Source organism: Niallia taxi (assembly GCF_004005475.1).
GTDB lineage: Bacteria > Bacillota > Bacilli > Bacillales > Cytobacillaceae > Niallia > Niallia taxi.
The window spans coordinates 524279-542720 of sequence record NZ_RZTZ01000001.1; the positions used below are offsets into that span (position 1 = coordinate 524279).

General features: G+C 37.9%; 18 protein-coding genes. 4 read left to right on the top strand and 14 right to left on the bottom strand.

Going from position 1 to position 18442, the window contains the following annotated elements; translation table 11 throughout:
- Positions 1–18: 18 nt before the first annotated feature.
- The 3 genes from EM808_RS02610 to EM808_RS02620 all read right to left on the bottom strand — a co-directional run bounded on the left by EM808_RS02610 (position 19) and on the right by EM808_RS02620 (position 2938).
- Positions 19–690 carry an HAD family hydrolase gene (locus tag EM808_RS02610; RefSeq protein WP_127735391.1) on the bottom strand — a complete coding sequence of 224 codons (672 nt, stop codon included), beginning with the start codon at positions 688–690 and terminating at the stop codon, positions 19–21.
- 107 nt (positions 691–797) lie between these two features.
- Positions 798–1913, bottom strand: coding sequence for a 5-methyltetrahydropteroyltriglutamate--homocysteine S-methyltransferase (locus EM808_RS02615; RefSeq protein WP_127735395.1), 1116 nt, complete (start codon positions 1911–1913; stop codon positions 798–800).
- Positions 1914–2023: 110 nt separating this feature from the next.
- Positions 2024–2938 (bottom strand): LysR family transcriptional regulator, encoded by a 915-nt coding sequence (locus EM808_RS02620; protein ID WP_127735399.1) that lies wholly within the window; start codon positions 2936–2938, stop codon positions 2024–2026.
- A gap of 286 nt (positions 2939–3224) precedes the next feature.
- Here EM808_RS02620 and EM808_RS02625 point away from each other — a divergent pair, with 286 nt between their 5' ends.
- Together EM808_RS02625 and EM808_RS02630 are read left to right on the top strand one after the other, a co-directional pair.
- Positions 3225–3494 (top strand): excalibur calcium-binding domain-containing protein, encoded by a 270-nt coding sequence (locus EM808_RS02625; RefSeq protein WP_127735402.1) that lies wholly within the window; start codon positions 3225–3227, stop codon positions 3492–3494.
- Between the two features lie 258 nt (positions 3495–3752).
- Positions 3753–4355 carry a YflT domain-containing protein gene (locus EM808_RS02630; RefSeq protein ID WP_164849558.1) on the top strand — a complete coding sequence of 201 codons (603 nt, stop codon included), beginning with the start codon at positions 3753–3755 and terminating at the stop codon, positions 4353–4355.
- Between the two features lie 657 nt (positions 4356–5012).
- Here the strand turns inward: EM808_RS02630 and EM808_RS02635 are convergent.
- From EM808_RS02635 to EM808_RS02650, 4 genes are all read right to left on the bottom strand, one after another.
- Positions 5013–7604, bottom strand: coding sequence for an ABC transporter permease (locus EM808_RS02635; protein WP_127735407.1), 2592 nt, complete (start codon positions 7602–7604; stop codon positions 5013–5015).
- Positions 7601–8284: an ABC transporter ATP-binding protein gene (locus tag EM808_RS02640; protein WP_127735410.1), complete on the bottom strand. Its 684-nt coding sequence runs from the start codon at positions 8282–8284 to the stop codon at positions 7601–7603. The genes EM808_RS02635 and EM808_RS02640 overlap by 4 nt, the downstream gene beginning before the upstream one ends.
- A gap of 82 nt (positions 8285–8366) precedes the next feature.
- Positions 8367–9380, bottom strand: a complete 1014-nt coding sequence (locus EM808_RS02645) for a sensor histidine kinase (RefSeq protein ID WP_127735413.1) — start codon at positions 9378–9380, stop codon at positions 8367–8369.
- Positions 9381–10064: a response regulator transcription factor gene (locus EM808_RS02650; protein ID WP_127735416.1), complete on the bottom strand. Its 684-nt coding sequence runs from the start codon at positions 10062–10064 to the stop codon at positions 9381–9383. It abuts the gene before it with no gap.
- A gap of 178 nt (positions 10065–10242) precedes the next feature.
- On the opposite strand from EM808_RS02650, the gene EM808_RS02655 reads away from it, so the two are divergent.
- Positions 10243–11223, top strand: a complete 981-nt coding sequence (locus EM808_RS02655) for a ribose-phosphate diphosphokinase (RefSeq protein ID WP_127735419.1) — start codon at positions 10243–10245, stop codon at positions 11221–11223.
- A gap of 48 nt (positions 11224–11271) precedes the next feature.
- Here the strand turns inward: EM808_RS02655 and EM808_RS02660 are convergent, their stop codons facing one another.
- A complete protein-coding gene (locus EM808_RS02660; RefSeq protein WP_127735422.1) occupies positions 11272–11805 on the bottom strand; it encodes an NADPH-dependent FMN reductase in 534 nt (177 codons plus the stop codon).
- A gap of 62 nt (positions 11806–11867) precedes the next feature.
- A complete protein-coding gene (locus tag EM808_RS02665) occupies positions 11868–12488 on the bottom strand; it encodes a superoxide dismutase (protein WP_127735424.1) in 621 nt (206 codons plus the stop codon).
- A gap of 245 nt (positions 12489–12733) precedes the next feature.
- Between EM808_RS02665 and EM808_RS02670 the strand changes: the two genes are divergently transcribed.
- Positions 12734–13357, top strand: coding sequence for a helix-turn-helix transcriptional regulator (locus EM808_RS02670; protein WP_127735427.1), 624 nt, complete (start codon positions 12734–12736; stop codon positions 13355–13357).
- 38 nt (positions 13358–13395) lie between these two features.
- Here EM808_RS02670 and EM808_RS02675 read toward each other — a convergent pair whose 3' ends face one another.
- From EM808_RS02675 to EM808_RS02695, 5 genes are all read right to left on the bottom strand, one after another.
- Positions 13396–14283: a pirin family protein gene (locus EM808_RS02675; RefSeq protein WP_127735430.1), complete on the bottom strand. Its 888-nt coding sequence runs from the start codon at positions 14281–14283 to the stop codon at positions 13396–13398.
- 42 nt (positions 14284–14325) lie between these two features.
- The gene (locus tag EM808_RS02680) at positions 14326–14571 is read right to left on the bottom strand and encodes a YuzB family protein (RefSeq protein ID WP_127735433.1); all 246 of its coding nucleotides are present in this window, start codon (positions 14569–14571) and stop codon (positions 14326–14328) included.
- Between the two features lie 184 nt (positions 14572–14755).
- A complete protein-coding gene (gene truA, locus EM808_RS02685) occupies positions 14756–15493 on the bottom strand; it encodes a tRNA pseudouridine(38-40) synthase TruA (RefSeq protein ID WP_127735436.1) in 738 nt (245 codons plus the stop codon).
- An 88-nt stretch (positions 15494–15581) separates the two neighbouring features.
- Positions 15582–17096, bottom strand: coding sequence for a glycine betaine uptake BCCT transporter (locus EM808_RS02690; RefSeq protein ID WP_127735439.1), 1515 nt, complete (start codon positions 17094–17096; stop codon positions 15582–15584).
- Positions 17097–17297: 201 nt separating this feature from the next.
- Positions 17298–18278: an aldo/keto reductase gene (locus tag EM808_RS02695; RefSeq protein ID WP_127735442.1), complete on the bottom strand. Its 981-nt coding sequence runs from the start codon at positions 18276–18278 to the stop codon at positions 17298–17300.
- Positions 18279–18442 lie beyond the last annotated feature (164 nt).

An 18442-nucleotide genomic window follows, 5' to 3' on the forward strand; every position in this document is an offset into this window, starting at 1 on the left:
CATTCCTCCAGCTATTTATTACATGTCTTGATTGAGTTTTTTTATCAGCATTGGAATCTCTGCCAAATCCTTCACGATATAATCCATTCCAGCACTGCTCCAATCAGAATTCTCTTTCCATACTCCCAGCATTCCAACATTACGGGCTGCTTCTATATCATTTCGTGGATGATCGCCTATAAAAAGACTTTCTTCAGGATTTACTTCCAGCCTTTGCAGCGCTCGCAGAAAAATGGCCGGGTCTGGCTTTCGCAAACCCTCCCATTCTGATATCAATATCGCATCAAAAAAGTGTTTGATTCCTAATGACTCTATATTACTTTGCTGAAACCGTCCATATCCGTTTGAGATGATTCCTAAGCGAAGCCCTGCTGATGAAAGCTGTGCCAACATTTCGTTTAAATGTGAAAAAGGCACACAGCTATATGGAAACTCCTCTATATAATCTTGCAGCAGCCCCTGCCAAGTGATTCCAGCCAAGTGAAATTCTTCAACAAGCTGCTGATAGACTTTATCCTTCCAAACATAGCCCTTTTCATCCAAGGTGATGAATCTGCTTATATATGTTTCTTTCGAAATATCGCTTGTCTTTTTTATTATGCGGTTATATTGTCGTTCAGCAAAATGCAGGACCGATTCGTTTCTGTTTAATAATGTTCCATCTAAATCAAACAAAACTGCTTTTATCATATAAACAGCCCCTACCTTTTCTTCCATTATAAACTATTGCTTTCAACATGGCTCAAGCCACAAAAAAACTGACTGAAAATTTTTCAGTCAGTCAGCTTTATAAAGCATTATTTCCAAACATCATTTGAAATTTCTACAACATGGCGGAGCTTATCCCATTGCTGCTCTTCTGTCAGCAGGTTGCCTTCTTCTGTTGATGCAAAGCCACACTGCGGGCTTAAGCACAACTGATTTAAGTCAACATAGCGTGATGCTTCTTCAATACGACGTTTAATAACATCCTTATCCTCTAGTTCACCGAATTTAGAAGTAATTAATCCAAGTACGATGTTTAAGTCTGGTCTGTTAACGAAACGGAGCGGTTCAAAACCACCTGAACGATCATTATCATATTCAAGGAAGAATCCATCAATATTTAAATGACCAAACAGCTTTTCAGCAACCGGCTCATAACCACCTGAAGAAATCCATGTAGAACGGAAATTGCCTCGGCATATATGCATCGTTACTTTAAAATCATCTGGACGATCAGAAACTGCTTCATTCAACGTTTCTAAATATTTTCTGCTTAAGTAGTCAGGATCCATTCCTTTTGCGCGCAGCTGCTCCTTCTGTTCTTCTGAACAAAGGTATGCCCATGATGTATCATCAAGTTGCACATAACGGCAGCCTGCATCATAAAACGCTTTAAGGCCCTTTTTGTAAGTTTGCGCAAGATCTGCGAAAAATTCATCTTGGTCCGGATACACAGCCTTGTCAACTTCACCGCGGAAATGAAGCATACTTGGACTTGGAATCGTCAATTTTGCTGTATGGTCACCAGCTGCAGCTTGAAGAAATTTAAAATCCTCAAGGAATGGGTGCTTGTCAAACCCAAGCTTGTCCGTAACCTTAATAGCACGTGATTTTGTTTGCTTTTGCTGGAATTGGATACCAGATCCAGTTTGATAACCTGTCACACCTTGTAGGTCCTCAAGAAAATCAAAATGCCACCATGCTCTGCGGAATTCTCCATCTGTTACAGCTTGAAGGCCAACTTCCTTCTGCTTTTCTACAATTCTGGCAATCTCTTCATTTTCTATTATTTTTAATTGCTCTGCAGTAATCTCGTCAGCTGCTCTTTGTAGACGCGCCTTCTTAATTGCCTCAGATCTCAATAAGCTTCCTACTTGGTCTGCGCGAAATGGTGCTGTTTTCTGTGATGATTTATCAATCGTTTGCATCTAATTCCCTCTTTTCCCTTTGTCGTTCCTATATTGTCTGTATATTAGCATAATTAAAAGGGTATAGAGTAACTGATAAAAGTAATTATCCGTTATAACTAAAAGCTATATCACTTAGTAGCATAGTAATCGACAAATCTTTTAAGCTCTTCTAAATAAAGGCTTGCAATCCTGCTTAATCTTGTTTTTTTGTTTACAATCCATCCTACTGAAATCGTTTCCTCTTCAGCTAGCGGAACAGAAACAATATCAGATCCATTTAAATCCGAGCTTAAAATCCCTGTTGAAATGGTGTACCCATTCAGCCCAATCAGCAGATTGAATAAAGTAGCACGGTCACTTACTTGGATTGATTTTTTGCGAGGAATAGTACTGAATATTTCCTCCGCATAATAAAAGGAATTAAACTCCCCCTGCTCAAAGGACAGCCGCGGATATGCTTCTAAATCTCCAAGCGTTACCGACGACCTTTTCGCTAGAGGATTTTGGGCACTCACAAAAATATGCGGACCCGCCTCAAATAAAGAATGGAAATCAAGTCCTTCTTGTTCGAGCATTTGCAGCATAACCTTTTCATTAAACGAGCTGACATAAAGGATACCAATTTCACTCCGAAAGTTTTTAACATCCTCAATGATTTCATATGTCCGTGTTTCCCGCAAAGTAAATTGATATTCGTCTGCCCCATGCTGTTTGATCATTTCGACAAATGCGTTAACAGCAAATGCATAATGCTGTGTCGATACAGAGAAAAGCTGTTGAGAAGGCGCGCTGTCAAAATACCTGCGTTCAAGCAGCTCCGCCTGCTCCACTACTTGGCGGGCATATCCAAGAAATTCAGCACCGTTTTTTGATAATGTGATTCCTTTTGACGTCCGTAAAAAAATCTCAAAGCCCATCTCCTTTTCCAGTTCTTTAACTGCCTTCGACAAGCTCGGCTGTGACATATATAAACGCCTTGCCGCTTCATTAATAGAGCCGCATAAAACTATTTCCACCACATACTTCAATTGCTGGAGTGTCATAAAATTACCTCCTGTTTTTTTATAGTTATGTATAATCGCTACCTGACTCATATTTATACTATTTATAAAGTAATTAATAGGTAGCTGTTCATCCACTGTCATTAATTTCTTGTAAATTTAATTTTTTACATAATATCATATTTTTATTGCTTATATAAGGGGATTAAGATACTATAGTTTTGGATTGGAAGAATATTTGTAAAATATTCCGATTTTTGCTAAAAAAAGCTCTTATTCTAGCGATATTAATAAAGTAGAAATTATCAAGAATGGTAAGGAGAAACATATGAAAACAATTATGAAAGCAACTTTGGCAACAGGCCTGCTTTTTAGCTTTACACTTGGCACAGTCCATAATGCAGAGGCTGCTACAAAAGTAGTTACCTACAAAAACTGCACAGAGCTAAATAAAAAATACAAGGGTGGAGTAGCCCGCGCTGCAAATGTGAAGAACAAAGGCGGAAAAACAAAATACAAGCCATACGTATCGAAAGCTCTTTATGATGCCAACAAAAAAAGCGATAGAGATAAAGATTTAATTGCTTGTGAAAAATAAATAGACTGAAAAAACCAGAACTTATCTTCCTTAGTTCTGGTTTTTTTTACACCTTTAACCACTTAAAAGTATTAAATGCTCTCCATACATTTTTAAATTGTACATGTAATTGGCATGATTAAACCATACCCGGACAAAATTAAACACATTCTTTCTTCCTTATTTTAGTAAATCTATCATTTCTGTTTAAACCTCCTCACAGCGGGAAAAAAGTTGATAAGAAAATCATTTTGAATTAGTCAAGGAGGATGAATGAAAATGGCAAAAAGTATAGTAGCTGTTTATGAGACTCCCCAAGAGACAATTGATGCCATTGAAAGATTAACTGCAAAAGGATATGAAGCAGAGGATTTTTCTGTTGTGACAAACAGAACAGACACGGATTATCTCGAATCACGAACAGATGCAAATATTGCCTCTGCAGAAGATAATGAATCTGCTGGTTTTTTTGAAAGATTAAAAAGCTATTTCACCATGGAGGACCTTGGATTTGGCGCAAATGAAAGCAAAACTGCCGACATAGACATACCAGCAGCAGAGCTGGATCAGTATTCAGACCAGCTGGAAGAAGGGAAGTTTTTGCTCGCTGTTGAAGGGGATGTTAACGAAATCACTGCAAACATAGCAGATGACTATCCAAATATGCGGCCATTAAATGACGTTAATCCGACAAACAGAGCACAAGGGATGAATATTTCCTTAGGGCCTAATGAGGATTATGAACGCAGGAACCCTGTATTTGAAGATACTCCAGATACGCCAATATTGGAAAGAAGAGCTGGGGGCAATAATAACAGAGAGGCAACAGATGAAGTCGTGCTAGATAGGTCCCTACCGCGAAATGAACATTTATCAAAATAGTAATCATCTATAAGAGAAAGCCGGATTTGCTTAGAGCAAATCCGGCTTTTTCAAGCTCTATTTCTTATCTTCAGTCAACCACAAAAAAAATCTAAAAGAAACAACAATAATTACAGATACTATTAAGTTTTCAAGCCACTTATAAGTTCCGGTCGCTGAATAATCAAAAAATACTAAAACAGTATAAACTAATATCAAATGTATCAGCAGAAACCATTTTCTAACAAACTCCAATTTACCACCTCTATATTTATCTTATTAGTATTATTTTTTATTTTAACGAAAGTAAATAACTATATGTTTTAAAACTAGTCTTCGTTTTTAATCCTCCTTCTTGTAAAGTACCCCCTGATGTCTTTCCAGTAATATATTAATAGAACCTTTTCAAATTAAAGCAGGTTATAAAGAGACTTTTAGTGTATCTGCAATAGCTACAATTGGTGAAATGCTTTATAAAAAGCAGTTTACCGCTGCAGCTAAAAAAATTATAAAAATCGGAATCAGATCAAATGTATTTACATTAGCAGCTCAATTATTAGTTTGGGAGGGACAATGCGTATATAAAATACAAGGGTTTTGGTAAACAAAAATAGAGCCCAATTAGTTTAGGCTCTAAGCTTGTGGAGAAAGAAAGGTATTTTCTCCACAAGCCTTGCATTAAATATTTTCCTGCTTCAATCCATCAATAATATTTTCTTTTTTTATTTTGACAGTTGCATACATCATCGCTAAACCAACGATGACAAAGATAGCGATAATTGAAAATAGCATGCTCATCCATGGTAATGCAAAACCATACTCAAATGTCTGTCTTATAGAGAAGTACAGCAGCACCATAACAGCGATGCTTAAAGGCAGGCCATACAGCAAGGCTTTTAATCCATAAAACATACTTTCGTATTGCAGCATTTTATTAAAGCCCTTCGGTGTCATCCCGACGGAACGAAGCATCGCAAATTCCCGTTTTCTTAATGCAATACTTGTGCTAATTGTATTGAATATATTTGCAACGGAAATCAGCGAAATAAGGATGATGAACCCGTACGTGAAAACAGACATAAACAGAAGCATTTGTTCATTTTCCTGCTTATTTTGATAAACATTGTATATATACATGTTTGAGGTTTTAACATCCTCTAGTTCCTTTTGGGTTGCAAGAGGATTAGAGCTGTTCAAATACAGTGACGTATCGAAAAAATTCTTTGTTTTTTCGTTATTAGTCAGCTGTGAAAACGTCTTGTCTGATACAATGATATCGATGCTGCCAACTCCTGCTGTATTCATGCCGAGTGGAAGCTTAGTTGTCATACCAGCAATTCCTACCTTACTTATTGTAGTGTCATTCTCGCCATCACTGTAATGCAGCTCGAAATTATCTCCTTTTTTAGCATGGACCGTAGTAGTTTCAATAAATTTTCTCGTATCGTAATCCTGATAGGAGATTTTGTCTATGAGAATTCCCATCGGGTTATTATCATCAGTGAAACTGTCTAACGAAACACCTGCCTCTTTTGCATATTCTTTAAAGCTTGCTTCATCAAGTCCGACAAGATGAGCCGTATACTGGAATTCCCCGTTCTTAAGTAAACTCTTGTCATCTGCAACCATTACTTTCAGTTCATCTGCAATAGCGCTTTCCTTAACCCATGTACTTAACATATATGATTCTCGTAATATCGTACTGTCCTCAACATATGAAAGCTTTGTTAACGGAATATAATCGCTCGGCTGCATAAAGCCAGAGCTGTATACTTGAATATCAAAGCTGACATTTTCCTGTGACAACTCCAGAGACTTTTTAATATTTGATGTAAAAAAGGCTACTGCTAAAAATAGGACAATGCTGATAACTAATGAAAAAACAGTAGCATGATATCTGCGTTTATGGCGTTTTAAATTTTTCAGCCCTATTTCTGCTTCTATTCCAAACAGCTTCCTTACAAGCTTTGATGTTTTGACTGCTTTCCCTGTCAGCTTCACATCCTGTGTTTGGCGGATCGCATCAATTGCCGAAATTTTTGAAGCCTTGCGTGCTGGCAAAAAGGCAGAGATAAAAATAGTAAAAACGGAAACTACTATAGCAATCAAAACAGAGTATGGTGTTACAACTAGCTCCAGCTTTTGGGATACACCTAAAGCTCCTTCAATAAATGAATTTAGGAAGATAAAGGTTGCACCAATCCCCCCAATTCCTGCTAATATGCCAATCGGAATACTAATAGCACCGATGACCATTCCTTCAAAAAACACCGCATTCCGCTTTTGTTTTTTCGTTGCACCAACACTTGAAAGCATTCCTAAATGTCTTGCCCTCTCTGACACGCTTATGGCAAATGCATTATAAATAAGTGCGATAGAACCGATGATAATAACAGCGACAATCACAGCACCGCTAGCATAAAGGGTTGTGCGCAGACTATCATTATCTGTTACTCCATAATAACGAAGCAGCTCATCATTGTATGTGATTTGTTTAGTATTTATCTGTTTCGCTAGGCCCTCTGCATGGTCAAATATAGAGCCATTTACTTTATTTAACACAACAACCGCATCTGCTGTATCTTTGTTGGAAATGGTTGTGAAATCAACATAGCTTAATGCTGTATAGCCAGCCTCCCAAGTATAAGCCCAAGACGGATTTTCCATAATTCCAACAATAGTAAAGGTTTTTTGGGCAGTATCAGCAAGCTCTTCTTTAAGATTTCCTTCTTCATCTGTAACAACGCTTAACTGCTGTGTCAGCTCCTCGCCTTCCGAATTTTCCCTATCAACCCGTTTACCTATATCTACCGTAATTTTATCGCCAATTTTATATGACGCATATTCTTCCACAATACTTTTTGAAAGTATTAACTCATTAGGATTTTCAGGAAGGCGCCCATCTTCCATTTTGATATGAAATGCGTTAAATCCAGCTTCATTAAATGCCTTATAGAAGATATACGGCTTATATATATTCGTGGCATCCTTTATCTTGGAGTATCCTAAATCCTTTGACAAAAAAAGCTCTTTTGTCGCATCATCCTTTTCTATTTCCGCAATTTGATCCTGGTTGACGTCCTTATATTTTAAATGCCATTCACCATCAGTAGAAATGGACTGTCTTATCGACAAATCAAGAAAGGAAACACCAAGTGTTGCCACTGCCATTATCATTGCCGTGGAAATAATAACACCAATGATGGTTACAATCGTTCGTCTTTTGTTTTCCTTTAAATGTCTGATGGTAAGCTTTTGGATGATATTCACGGTCGAATCACCTCATCCTTTGCAACCTTCCCATCCTCAATAGCTATGACTCTGTCTGCTTGCAAGGCAATCCTTTCATCGTGAGTAATAACAATCAATGTTTGATTAAAGGTTTTATTGAACATCTTTAATAATTCCATAATTTCCTTACTGTTTTTGCTGTCAAGATTACCTGTCGGCTCGTCTGCAAGCACGATAGCTGGATTACTGATAAGAGCACGGCCGATTGATACACGCTGCTGCTGTCCGCCAGAAAGCTGATTTGGCAAATGCCCTAGGCGGTTCTTCAAGCCAAGCACACGGACGATATCCTCAAACTTGCTGTTGTCCACCTCATGCTGGTCAAGCAATATTGGCAATGTGATGTTTTCTTCTACAGTCAAAATTGGGATCAAATTATAAAACTGATAAATAAGGCCGATTTGTCTTCTTCTAAAGATTGCTAAAGCTGTCTCATCGAGTGCGTAAATATCTGTATCATCTACTAACACCTTTCCGCTTGTTGGCCTGTCAACACCACCAAGCAAATGCAGCAAAGTTGATTTACCTGAGCCAGATGGACCTATAATAACAACGAATTCGCCTTTTTTGACTGTAAAAGATACATTGTCCAAAGCCTTAACCTCTGTATCTCCCTTTCCGTACACTTTAGACAGATTTTCAATTTTTAAAATATCCATTTGAGTTCCCCTTTTGTAATTGATTTATCTCTAGTTTATCTGCCTAAAATGACATATCGGTGACTCAAAAGTGACAATTTAGTCACTTAATGCTATTTATTGCCTGCTTATAAAATTTAATCTGGAAGGTAGTTCCCTCCCCTTCCTTACTTACAACCTCGATATCACCGTTTTGGGCGGAAATGATGCTGTATGCCATCGCAAGGCCAATACCAACGGAATCCTCTCCGGCATTTTCGCCTTTATAAAAGCGCTTAAAGATATGTGGCAAATCTTTTTTCGGAATTCCCTTCCCAGTGTCGCGAATGCTTATTTCCGTAAATAGGGCATTCTCAAAAAAGGAAAAGTAAATCTCCCCACCTTCTGCGGTATGCTCAATCCCGTTTTTTAAAATATTAAGGATCGCTTCTGCTGTCCATTTTAAATCTCCATAAAAAACTGCATTCCTGTCACCCTCCGTTTTAAGGGATTGCTGTTTTATATCCATTGGTATAAGAACTGCCTCTGCTGCTTTTTCAATCACTTGAATGACAGGAACCTTTTCCTTTTTGAACGTAACAGAGCCTGCATCAATTTTTGAGAGCTTTAACAAGGAGGATACAAGCCATTCAATGCGCTCTAGCTGAATGCGGATATTTCTCGTAAATTCTTGTCTTTTTTCTTCGGTTATTTTTCCGCTTAACAAATCAGCCATAACCATCATGGAGGTCAACGGTGTCTTTAACTGATGAGAAATATCGGAAATGGCATCGGTCAATTTCGATTTATCCTGTTTCAAGGAAGACCCTTGCTGTGAAAGCATCAATGTTACCTTATATATCTCGCTTTTTAGAATGCTTAGTTCGCCTTCATAATTATCTCTTATATCAAATTGATAATCTCCGTTCGCTATGCGGCGCAAGTGACCTGACAGCTTAGCTATTTCGCGATAGCGCCACCATGTAGAGAGAACCTGTACACAAATAAGCACCATACATGTTACAAACACATAAATAGCAGCAGCTACAGAGATATAAAGATAAGCGAACATAGTGGACAGCAATGCGATTATGGAAAGAATCAACAAGTAAAAGCGTAATTCCCGATTGCGAAGCATTTAATCACCCACCTTATAGCCCAAGCCCCGAACTGTTTTAATAATGGTTGGCTTTTGTGGATCATCTTCCAGCTTTTCTCTAAGTCTTTTGATGTAAACTGTTAATGTATTGTCATTAACAAAGTCCCCCGCAACATCCCATATTCTTTCAAGCAGCTGGGTTCTTGTCAGTACCTGGCCGATATGATTGGCAAAAATGAGCAATAATCTGTATTCTAATGCCGTTACTAAGACCTCTTCCCCATGTTTAAATACTTTCCCCTCCGCTGTGTTAATTGCTATATTTTCAATTTCTATCACAGGTTTTGCTTGCAATTGTTTATGATATCTTCGCAAAACAGATTTTATCCTTGAAAGCAATTCTCTTACTCGGAAAGGCTTTGTTATGTAATCATCAGCTCCCATATCCAAGCCCATTACAACATTCACTTCATCATCCAATGCCGTCAAAAAAATGACTGGCTTGTCCGAGTGCTTTTTAACATATTCACATAATTCATAACCGTTTCCATCTGGCAAGGACAGATCAAAAATACATAAATCAATTTGCTCTAAGTTTTCTATTATTGCTTTTTTGGCTGTTTGGACACTATGACAAAGAATTGTTTCATACTCCTCTTGATTTAAGCTGTATTCTATTCCGGATGCTATTGTTTTATCGTCTTCCACTAATAGTATTTTCATTTTTCCTTTCACTTCCTTTACACACATAAACCATAACTATATCCTATCTTATTTGATGGCTTGATTTTAAGTCAAAGGGGAATAATGTTGTTAAATAGGTTGCATTGGCACATCTAGTACCCTACAATACTTTATAGAGGCAGAATTATGCAAACGCTACACATATTAGAAATAAGAAATGTTACAGGAGGAAACCGTCGTGCCAAATACATATAAAGGATCTAAATTAAAAGTCTTCTCCTTAAACGCAAACCCAGAGCTTGCGCAAGAAATTGTCGAAAACTTAGGAACTGAGCTTGGGAAGTGTTCCGTTAAAAAATTCAGTGATGGAGAAATTCAAATCAATATAGAAGAAAGTGTCCGCGGCTGTGACGTTTTTGTCATTCAACCGACAAGTGAGCCTGTCAATCAAAGCATTATGGAGCTGTTGATTATGATTGATGCTTTAAAACGAGCATCTGTTAAGTGCATCAATGTTGTAATACCATATTATGCATATGCACGCCAAGATCGTAAAGCTCAGCCGAGGGAACCAATTACAGCTAAACTAATTGCGAACCTTATCCAAAAAGCAGGAGCAGATCGTGTTATTACAATGGATCTTCATGCACCACAGACACAAGGCTTCTTTAATATTCCAGTAGACCAGCTTCTTGCTATGCCGATATTGGCGCAATACTTATTGACAAAGGATTTTGCCAATGATGTTGTAGTCGTAGCACCAGACCACGGCAGTACAACGAGAGCACGTGAATTAGCAGATCGCCTGAAAGCGCCAATTGCTATTATTGACAAACGTGGCTCAAGAGAGATCGGTGAAAAACGAGAAGTTAATATTGTCGGAAACATTGAAGGAAAAACAGCTATTATTATCGATGATATTATTGATACAGCATACAGAGTCACGACTGCAACAAAAGCACTTCTTGATAATGGCGCAAAAGAAGTTTATGCATGCTGTACACACCCTGTTCTGTCAGAAATGGCAATTGAAAACATATCAGAGTCCCATATAAAGGAACTGATTGTAACAAACAGCATCCCTCTCACTGAAGAGAAAAAAATCAGCAAAATAACACAACTGACAATCGCTCCACTATTAAGCGACGCTATTTCCCGCGTTTACGAACAAAAACCTGTCAGTGTACTGTTTAAATAATGATAAAAAAAGAGATGCGGCGGGCTTACCATCGCATCTCTTTTTCTGTTAGGATATTGCCTTTTGCAATTTTATTAATTCATTTGCCAAATTATTAATTCTAGCTTTTACTTCCTTGCTGCTAATATCGTTTTCCACATTAAAATCATCATTATGGACAAAAACAGCCGTTGAAGGAATAAGTCCCTTTAAGTAGCTGAGAATTGGCTTAAGCTGATGCTCTGCTACAAGGAAGTGCTTATCTGTACCTGCAGTCATTATTATTCCTGTCACCTTCCCTTGAAAAGCATCAACAGGCAAGTGGTCAAACAAATTCTTTAAGGCACCTGGAATGGAGGCCTGATAAACAGGACTGCCTATAATAAGCAAATCAGCTGCAAGAATCTTCTTAACAACCGTAATGGTGTCTTCATTATAATCGCTTAGTGCCGTTCCCTTAACGAATTCCACATCATATTCCTTTAGATCAATCAGCTCTGTTTCAATAGTTGCATCAGCTAATTTTGCGGCAGCAAGCATCTCATTCACTGCTTTTGCTGTTTTTGATCCAACAAGCGAACCAGATACACCGACAAGCTTCATCCTAAAGCAACCCCTCTCTTATCTGAAAAAGATGCCCTTAATAGAAGGACATCTAAAAAATATTACTTTTTAAAGCTTGCATATTTTGCTGCAACAGCATCCCAGTTAATGATTTCAAAGAAGCTAGAAATATAATCTGGTCTTCTGTTTTGGTAGTTCAAGTAATAAGCATGCTCCCATACATCTAATCCTAGGATTGCATTGTTGCCTTCCATAATAGGATTGTCTTGGTTTGCAGTGCTAGTAACTTCAAGCTTTCCTTCAGCGTTAACAATTAACCAAGCCCAGCCAGAGCCAAAGCGAGTAGTTGCGCTTTGTGCGAAAGCTGTTTTGAATGCATCAAAGCTTCCGAATGCTGCTGTAATTGCTTCTGCCAACTCACCTGCAGGAGCATTGCCTTCTTTAGCAGGCGCGATTACTTCCCAGAATAATGTATGGTTAAGATGTCCGCCTCCGTTGTTTCTTACAGCCGTTCTAATTGCTTCTGGAAGCGCATCAAGATTGCTTAGCAATTCTTCTAGAGATTTTTCTTGTAATTCCGCTTTTCCTTCAAGAGCAGCATTCAAGTTGTTTACATATGTTTGGTGATGCTTCCCATGGTGAATCTCCATTGTATTTTGGTCAATTTGAGGCTCAAGTGCAGCAAATCCATAGTTTAAAGCTGGCAATTCAAATTTTGACATTTTGTAATCCCCCAGTATTATGTATTATTTATACTTATTAGTATAAAAAGTATATTTAAAGGATATCGCACAAAAGAGAATAATGCAATTATTTTTTTCCACTATTTTCACTTTTCCTGCCCATCATATGCTGGGAGCCTTATAAATGTTAACATTTTATACTTTATGGTATAATTAATTATTCATAACCAAGTTATGTTTAGAATGAAGGTTTAAAATACTCCAACATTAATGGAGGTCTATACATGGAAAAAAAACAAAATACAAAGGAAAAAATCCTCCATTTGCTCAAAAAAGAACAAGCATTGACTGTCAATGATCTAACCGAGCATTTGGAAATTACTCATATGGCTGTGCGCAAGCATCTTACTATTCTTGAAAAAGACGGGCTGATTCAAACGAAGGAAGTCAAGCAATCAATGGGTAGACCCATCCAAGTTTTTTCTTTAACAGAAAAGGCAGAAGCATTTTTCCCGAAAAACTACGAAGGCATCAGCATTGGATTTTTACAGGATATTGAGGATTTATATGGTGAAGGCTCAGTAGAACGGTTATTCGCAAAAAGAGAGGCAAGACTTATCCATGAATATGGAGTAAGAATGGACAGCAAGGATTCTTCTCAACGAATGAAAGAAATTGTTACAATTCAAAATGAAAAAGGTTATATGGCAGAGCTAAACCAGCTTGAAGGCAACACATATGAATTAATTGAATATAATTGTCCAATACTTGAGGTCGCAAAAGAGTTCAAAATTGCCTGTAAATGCGAAACAGAAATGCTAAAAGACGTTCTTCGTCCAGAAAGCATTGACAGAACATGCTGCAGGACAGAAGGAAGCAGTCATTGCAGATTTTTGGTTAAGTTTTAATGCATAAGAAAGGGAGCATAATTATATGCTCCTTTTTGTTATTTTGCAGGCGGTCCAAACTCACCGTGGTGAAAATCGCGAAAAGCCTGTTTTATTTCCTCCATCGTGTTCATTACAAATGGCCCATAAGGCACTATTTCTTCTTTTATTGGAGCTCCAGAATAGATGAGTACTTTCGAATTACGTTTATTTGCTTTTATCGTGAGCGTACTTTCATTTTCTTCTGTGCCATTTTCGTTAAAGGTCAGTGTCGCTACACCGTGCTTTTGCAGGTTTACTTTATTAATTCCGAAATCCATATCACCTGATAAAACATATAAAAAGGCATTATGATTTTCTGGTAGTTGATGCTTATAAGTCGTACCTTCACTTAATGATATTTCTGCTAATGTGATTGGCACAAGCGAATTTAACGGCCCTTGAACGCCAGCAATATCTCCCGAGAAAACCTTTACCTTTCCTCCTTCAAACTCAAAAGCAGGCGTATTCTCGCTGTATATATTTTGATAGATCGTTTCGCTATGCTTTAAATCCTTCGGTAAGTTCAGCCATAGCTGCAAAGTATGGGCAATATCATCTCCTACCCCTTCCTCTGCATGTCTAGCTGCCCAGCCTGCATTCATGTATTGCACATCCCCAGGCTCAAGGATATCTCTACCGCCAGCATTGTCGATATGCTCTAACCTGCCATCGACAACATACGTGATGGTTTGGAAGCCGCGATGTGGATGATCCGAAAATGCTCCTCTTTTAAACCAATCCTCTGCCATTAATATAAATGGATCAAAATCTTTCCATCCCTCAACAGGGAGTACCCAGCCTTTTTGTATGGAAGGGAACTCCGCTTCTTCATATTGAACATACCAATGGTTTTTGACATCTCTTCGAAAAATATTTTCTTGTTTCTCTATTATCTCTTTTTCCATTTCTCCCACCCCTTTTTCAAACTATATGCAATTAAACCAGTATTACGCATATATTGCCAATTCTGCTTCAATTTGATTTTTAATTAATGTCAAACATTCGTCTGCGGTTTTTGCAAAGATTCTTTTTCCATTAACAATGGCATAAGGTCTTTTTGCGCACATGCCACAAAAGGAAAGACAGCTGTTTTCAATTACGGCTACTTCCGGATATTCTGATTCGAGAATTTCCGCTAATGCTATGGAAGTAATGAGACTGCCATCACAAATTTCGACAACTACAATCCCCATTTGCTAATTTTCCTCCTTTAATATGTTTCATCTATTATAAAAAATGATATGAGTACTTTTTATACCTTATAGTATAATTAACGAAAATAAGGTTACTCCAATCTGTTATAAAAAGCAATTATTATGCTTGTATAATTTCATAAGAAAAAGGAAGCTGCCCACTCAGTCAGCTTCCTCCCACCTTTTATAATTTAATTTTTTCTAAATGTAAACCGCCTGCTTCTGCCATTGGTCCTGTTTGGACTCTTTCTTTTGATTGAATAATGGCAGGAATTTGTTGTGGCTGGATTTTTTTTAAGCCTACTTCTATTAATGTTCCGATAATTTTTCTGACCATATTGTATAAGAAGCCGTCGCCTTTTACTCTTATATGAATATATCCGTCTTCTTTTTCTATTGTTATAGAGTGGATTTCACGAACCATTGATTTCTTTTTGCTTTTTGCATTGGAATAGGCTGTGAAGTCATGGCTTCCAAGAAAGTGCTTAGCAGCTTCCTTCATTTTGGTAACATCAAGCTTTTCCTCAATATGCATGCTGTATTTGCGCATAAATGGATTCGTATGCTTCTCGTTCCATATTTTATACAAATAGGTTTTTTCCTTGGCATTATAGCGGGCATGGAAGCGTTCATGCACTTCTTCCACTTTAAGGACACTGATATCATTCGGCAAATACTTGTTTAAGTAATCTTTTATTTCTAACTCATTCATTTTTAAGTTTAATTTCACATTGGCTATTTGCTCAATGGCATGCACGCCGGCATCTGTTCTGCTGCAGCCGATAATTTGAATTTCCTCACCAGCCATCTCTGTCAAAACATTTTCTATCTTTCCTTGTATGGAGCTGTCCCCATTTCCGAGACGCTGCCAGCCTTTATATCTTCCACCATCATATGAAATCGTCATTTTATAATTAGTCATGTTGTACTCCTTTTCAGTCACTTTCTAAAGTGTAGCTTGTCTGAAGTCCAAGTACAACTTTTATTTTAAAAAAGAGCAATCCGAATATTTAGGATTGCCTTTTGCTTCTTAGATTTGCGAGCCTAAAATCCTTAACTTCCTGATTAACAGACTTCAATAAACTGACAGCCATAATAGCAATTACAATGGAAAATGGCAATGCAGCAATAATCATCGTATTTTGCAGTGCTTGCAGTCCACCTGAATATAAAAGCACAAGTGCCATAGCAGCAAGCAGGACTCCCCAAATTACCTTGAGGCGATTGCTTGGATTGAGCGATCCGTTCGTTGTCATCATGGCAAGGACAAAGGTTCCTGAATCAGCAGATGTAATAAAAAATACGCCGATAAGGATGATTGCCAGTATGGATAAAGTAGTGCTGAGTGGGAAGTTCTCCAAAACACCAAATAATGATTCTTCTGTCGCTAATCCGGAAATCATACCCATATTATTACTCTCTAACTGCATCGCAGTTCCGCCAAACACTGAAAACCATAAAAATCCAATCACTGCAGGGATGAATAATACAAAAGCAACAAACTCTTTTATCGTTCTACCTCTTGATATCCTTGCGATAAAAACGCCAACAAATGGTGACCATGCAATCCACCAAGCCCAATAAAAAATCGTCCAATTGTTAATCCATGCTCGTTTCTCTTCGTTGAGCGGAGCAATTCGGAAGCTCATATTTACGATGTTTTGCAAATATGCTCCAAGTGTATCTGTAAATAGATTTAAATTGAATAATGTTGGACCAATAATAAATAACAGTAATAACAAGATTCCTGCTAAAATCATATTGGCATTACTCAAGATTTGAATTCCTTTTCCAAGCCCGCTCAATGCGGAATAAATAAATAATGCCGTAACAATACAAATAATAATGAATTGTGTCGTGATATTTGTTGGTACACCATAAACAAAAGACAGTCCTCCATTAATTTGCACTGCCCCAAATCCAAGTGTTGTTGCAACGCCAAGTACAGTTGCAATAACAGCAATCGTATCGATCGCTTTACCTGCTATTCCTTCTGCTCTTTTGCCGATAACAGGCTTTAAAGTGGCACTAATTAATGAAACATTGCCTTTACGAAAGGTAAAGTATGCTAAACAAAGGGCAACAAGCCCATAAATAGCCCATGCATGAATACCCCAATGGAAAAAAGTATATCTCATCGCATCCTTCATGCCTTGCTCTGTTCCTGCCTCTCCCGTTGGCGAGCTTATCGCATAATGGCTTATCGGTTCTGCTGTACCATAAAACACAAGTCCAATGCCCATACCTGCACTAAAAAGCATCGCAAGCCAGGATATTCGCGAAAATTCAGGCTTATCATCCTGTTTGCCAAGCTTAATACGCCCAGCTGGACTGAACAATAAGTAGATACATACAACAAGGAAAAACGACACAATGATTAAATAATACCAGCCAAAACTGTTCGTAATAAAGCTTTGAACCGTATTAGTTAAATTCTCCAGAAAAGCTGGTGCTAGAATCCCAACTAGAACTAGAAGCAGCAATATCGCTGTCGAAATATAAAATACTATTGAAACTTTTTTCATAAAAATAAATTACTCCTAACTTATCCCTTTATGCCTTTTTCAAAAGAAAACCAGCCTTCCTCTTTACCCTTTTTCTGCTTAAATTAAACTAATGAAGCAAGACTGTCTCTTAAAGGTAGTGTTAGTATGTTCTTATTAACAGCATTTCATATCTCTTATGCAAAAAAAGAAACCATCCTCATGAATGGTTTCTTCGTTATTTTATTTAAATCCAAGTACAGGATGAGGAATATACGGTTCTTCAAGCTGCGCAATTTCTTCCTGTGATAATGTTACTGCGAGTGCTGAAACTGCATCCTCTAAATGAGACATTTTAGTTGATCCAATAATCGGGGATGCGACTGTTTCCTTTTGCAAGACCCAAGCAAGTGCAATTTGTGCCCGTGATACACCTCGCATTTCTGCAATCTGTGCTACTCGTTCTACAATCATTTTGTCAGCAGCAGCTGTTTGCGCATAAAGTGACTTTCCAAACTCATCTGTTTCAGACCGAGCAGTTGTCTCTTCCCAGTTGCGAGTTAACTTACCTCTTGCTAATGGACTCCATGGTATGACGCCGATTTTTTCTTCTTTGCATAGTGGAAGCATCTCGCGCTCTTCTTCTCTATATAATAAATTAAGATGGTTTTGCATAGTAATAAATTTTGTCCAGCCGTTTTTTTCGGCAATATGCTGCGCCTTCAGAAATTGCCATGCATACATCGATGAAGCCCCGATATATCTGGCCTTCCCTGCTTTGACGACATCATGCAGCGCTTCCATTGTTTCTTCAATTGGTGTGTCATAATCCCAGCGGTGTATTTGGTAAAGGTCGACATAATCAGTACCTAGTCTTTTAAGACTTTTGTCGATTTCACTCATGATTGCTTTGCGAGATAATCCGGCTCCATTTGGGCCTTGATGCATGCGCCCATGCACTTTTGTGGCTAGAACAATTTCATCGCGATCAGCAAAATCCTTTAATGCTCTTCCAACAATTTCTTCACTCGTTCCATCAGAATATACATTAGCAGTATCCAAAAAGTTAATACCAAGCTCAAGAGCTCGCTTAATAATCGGACGGCTCTCTTCCTCATTTAACACCCAGCTGTGATTGCCTCGCTCCGGGACCCCAAAGCTCATACAGCCAAGACAAAGTCTTGAAACATCCATGCCTGTATTGCCTAATTTAACGTATTCCAAAATATGTACACCTTCTTTCCAGGATTTAAGAATAAGTATAGTCCTATTCCTTCATTAGGACAAACATTTTACTTTTTCAACCATTGAATTATTTTCCATTGACTTATATCTAGCCGTTTGACTTTGTAACCGTTTTCAATTATACTGTTTTTAGGTTGGATGAC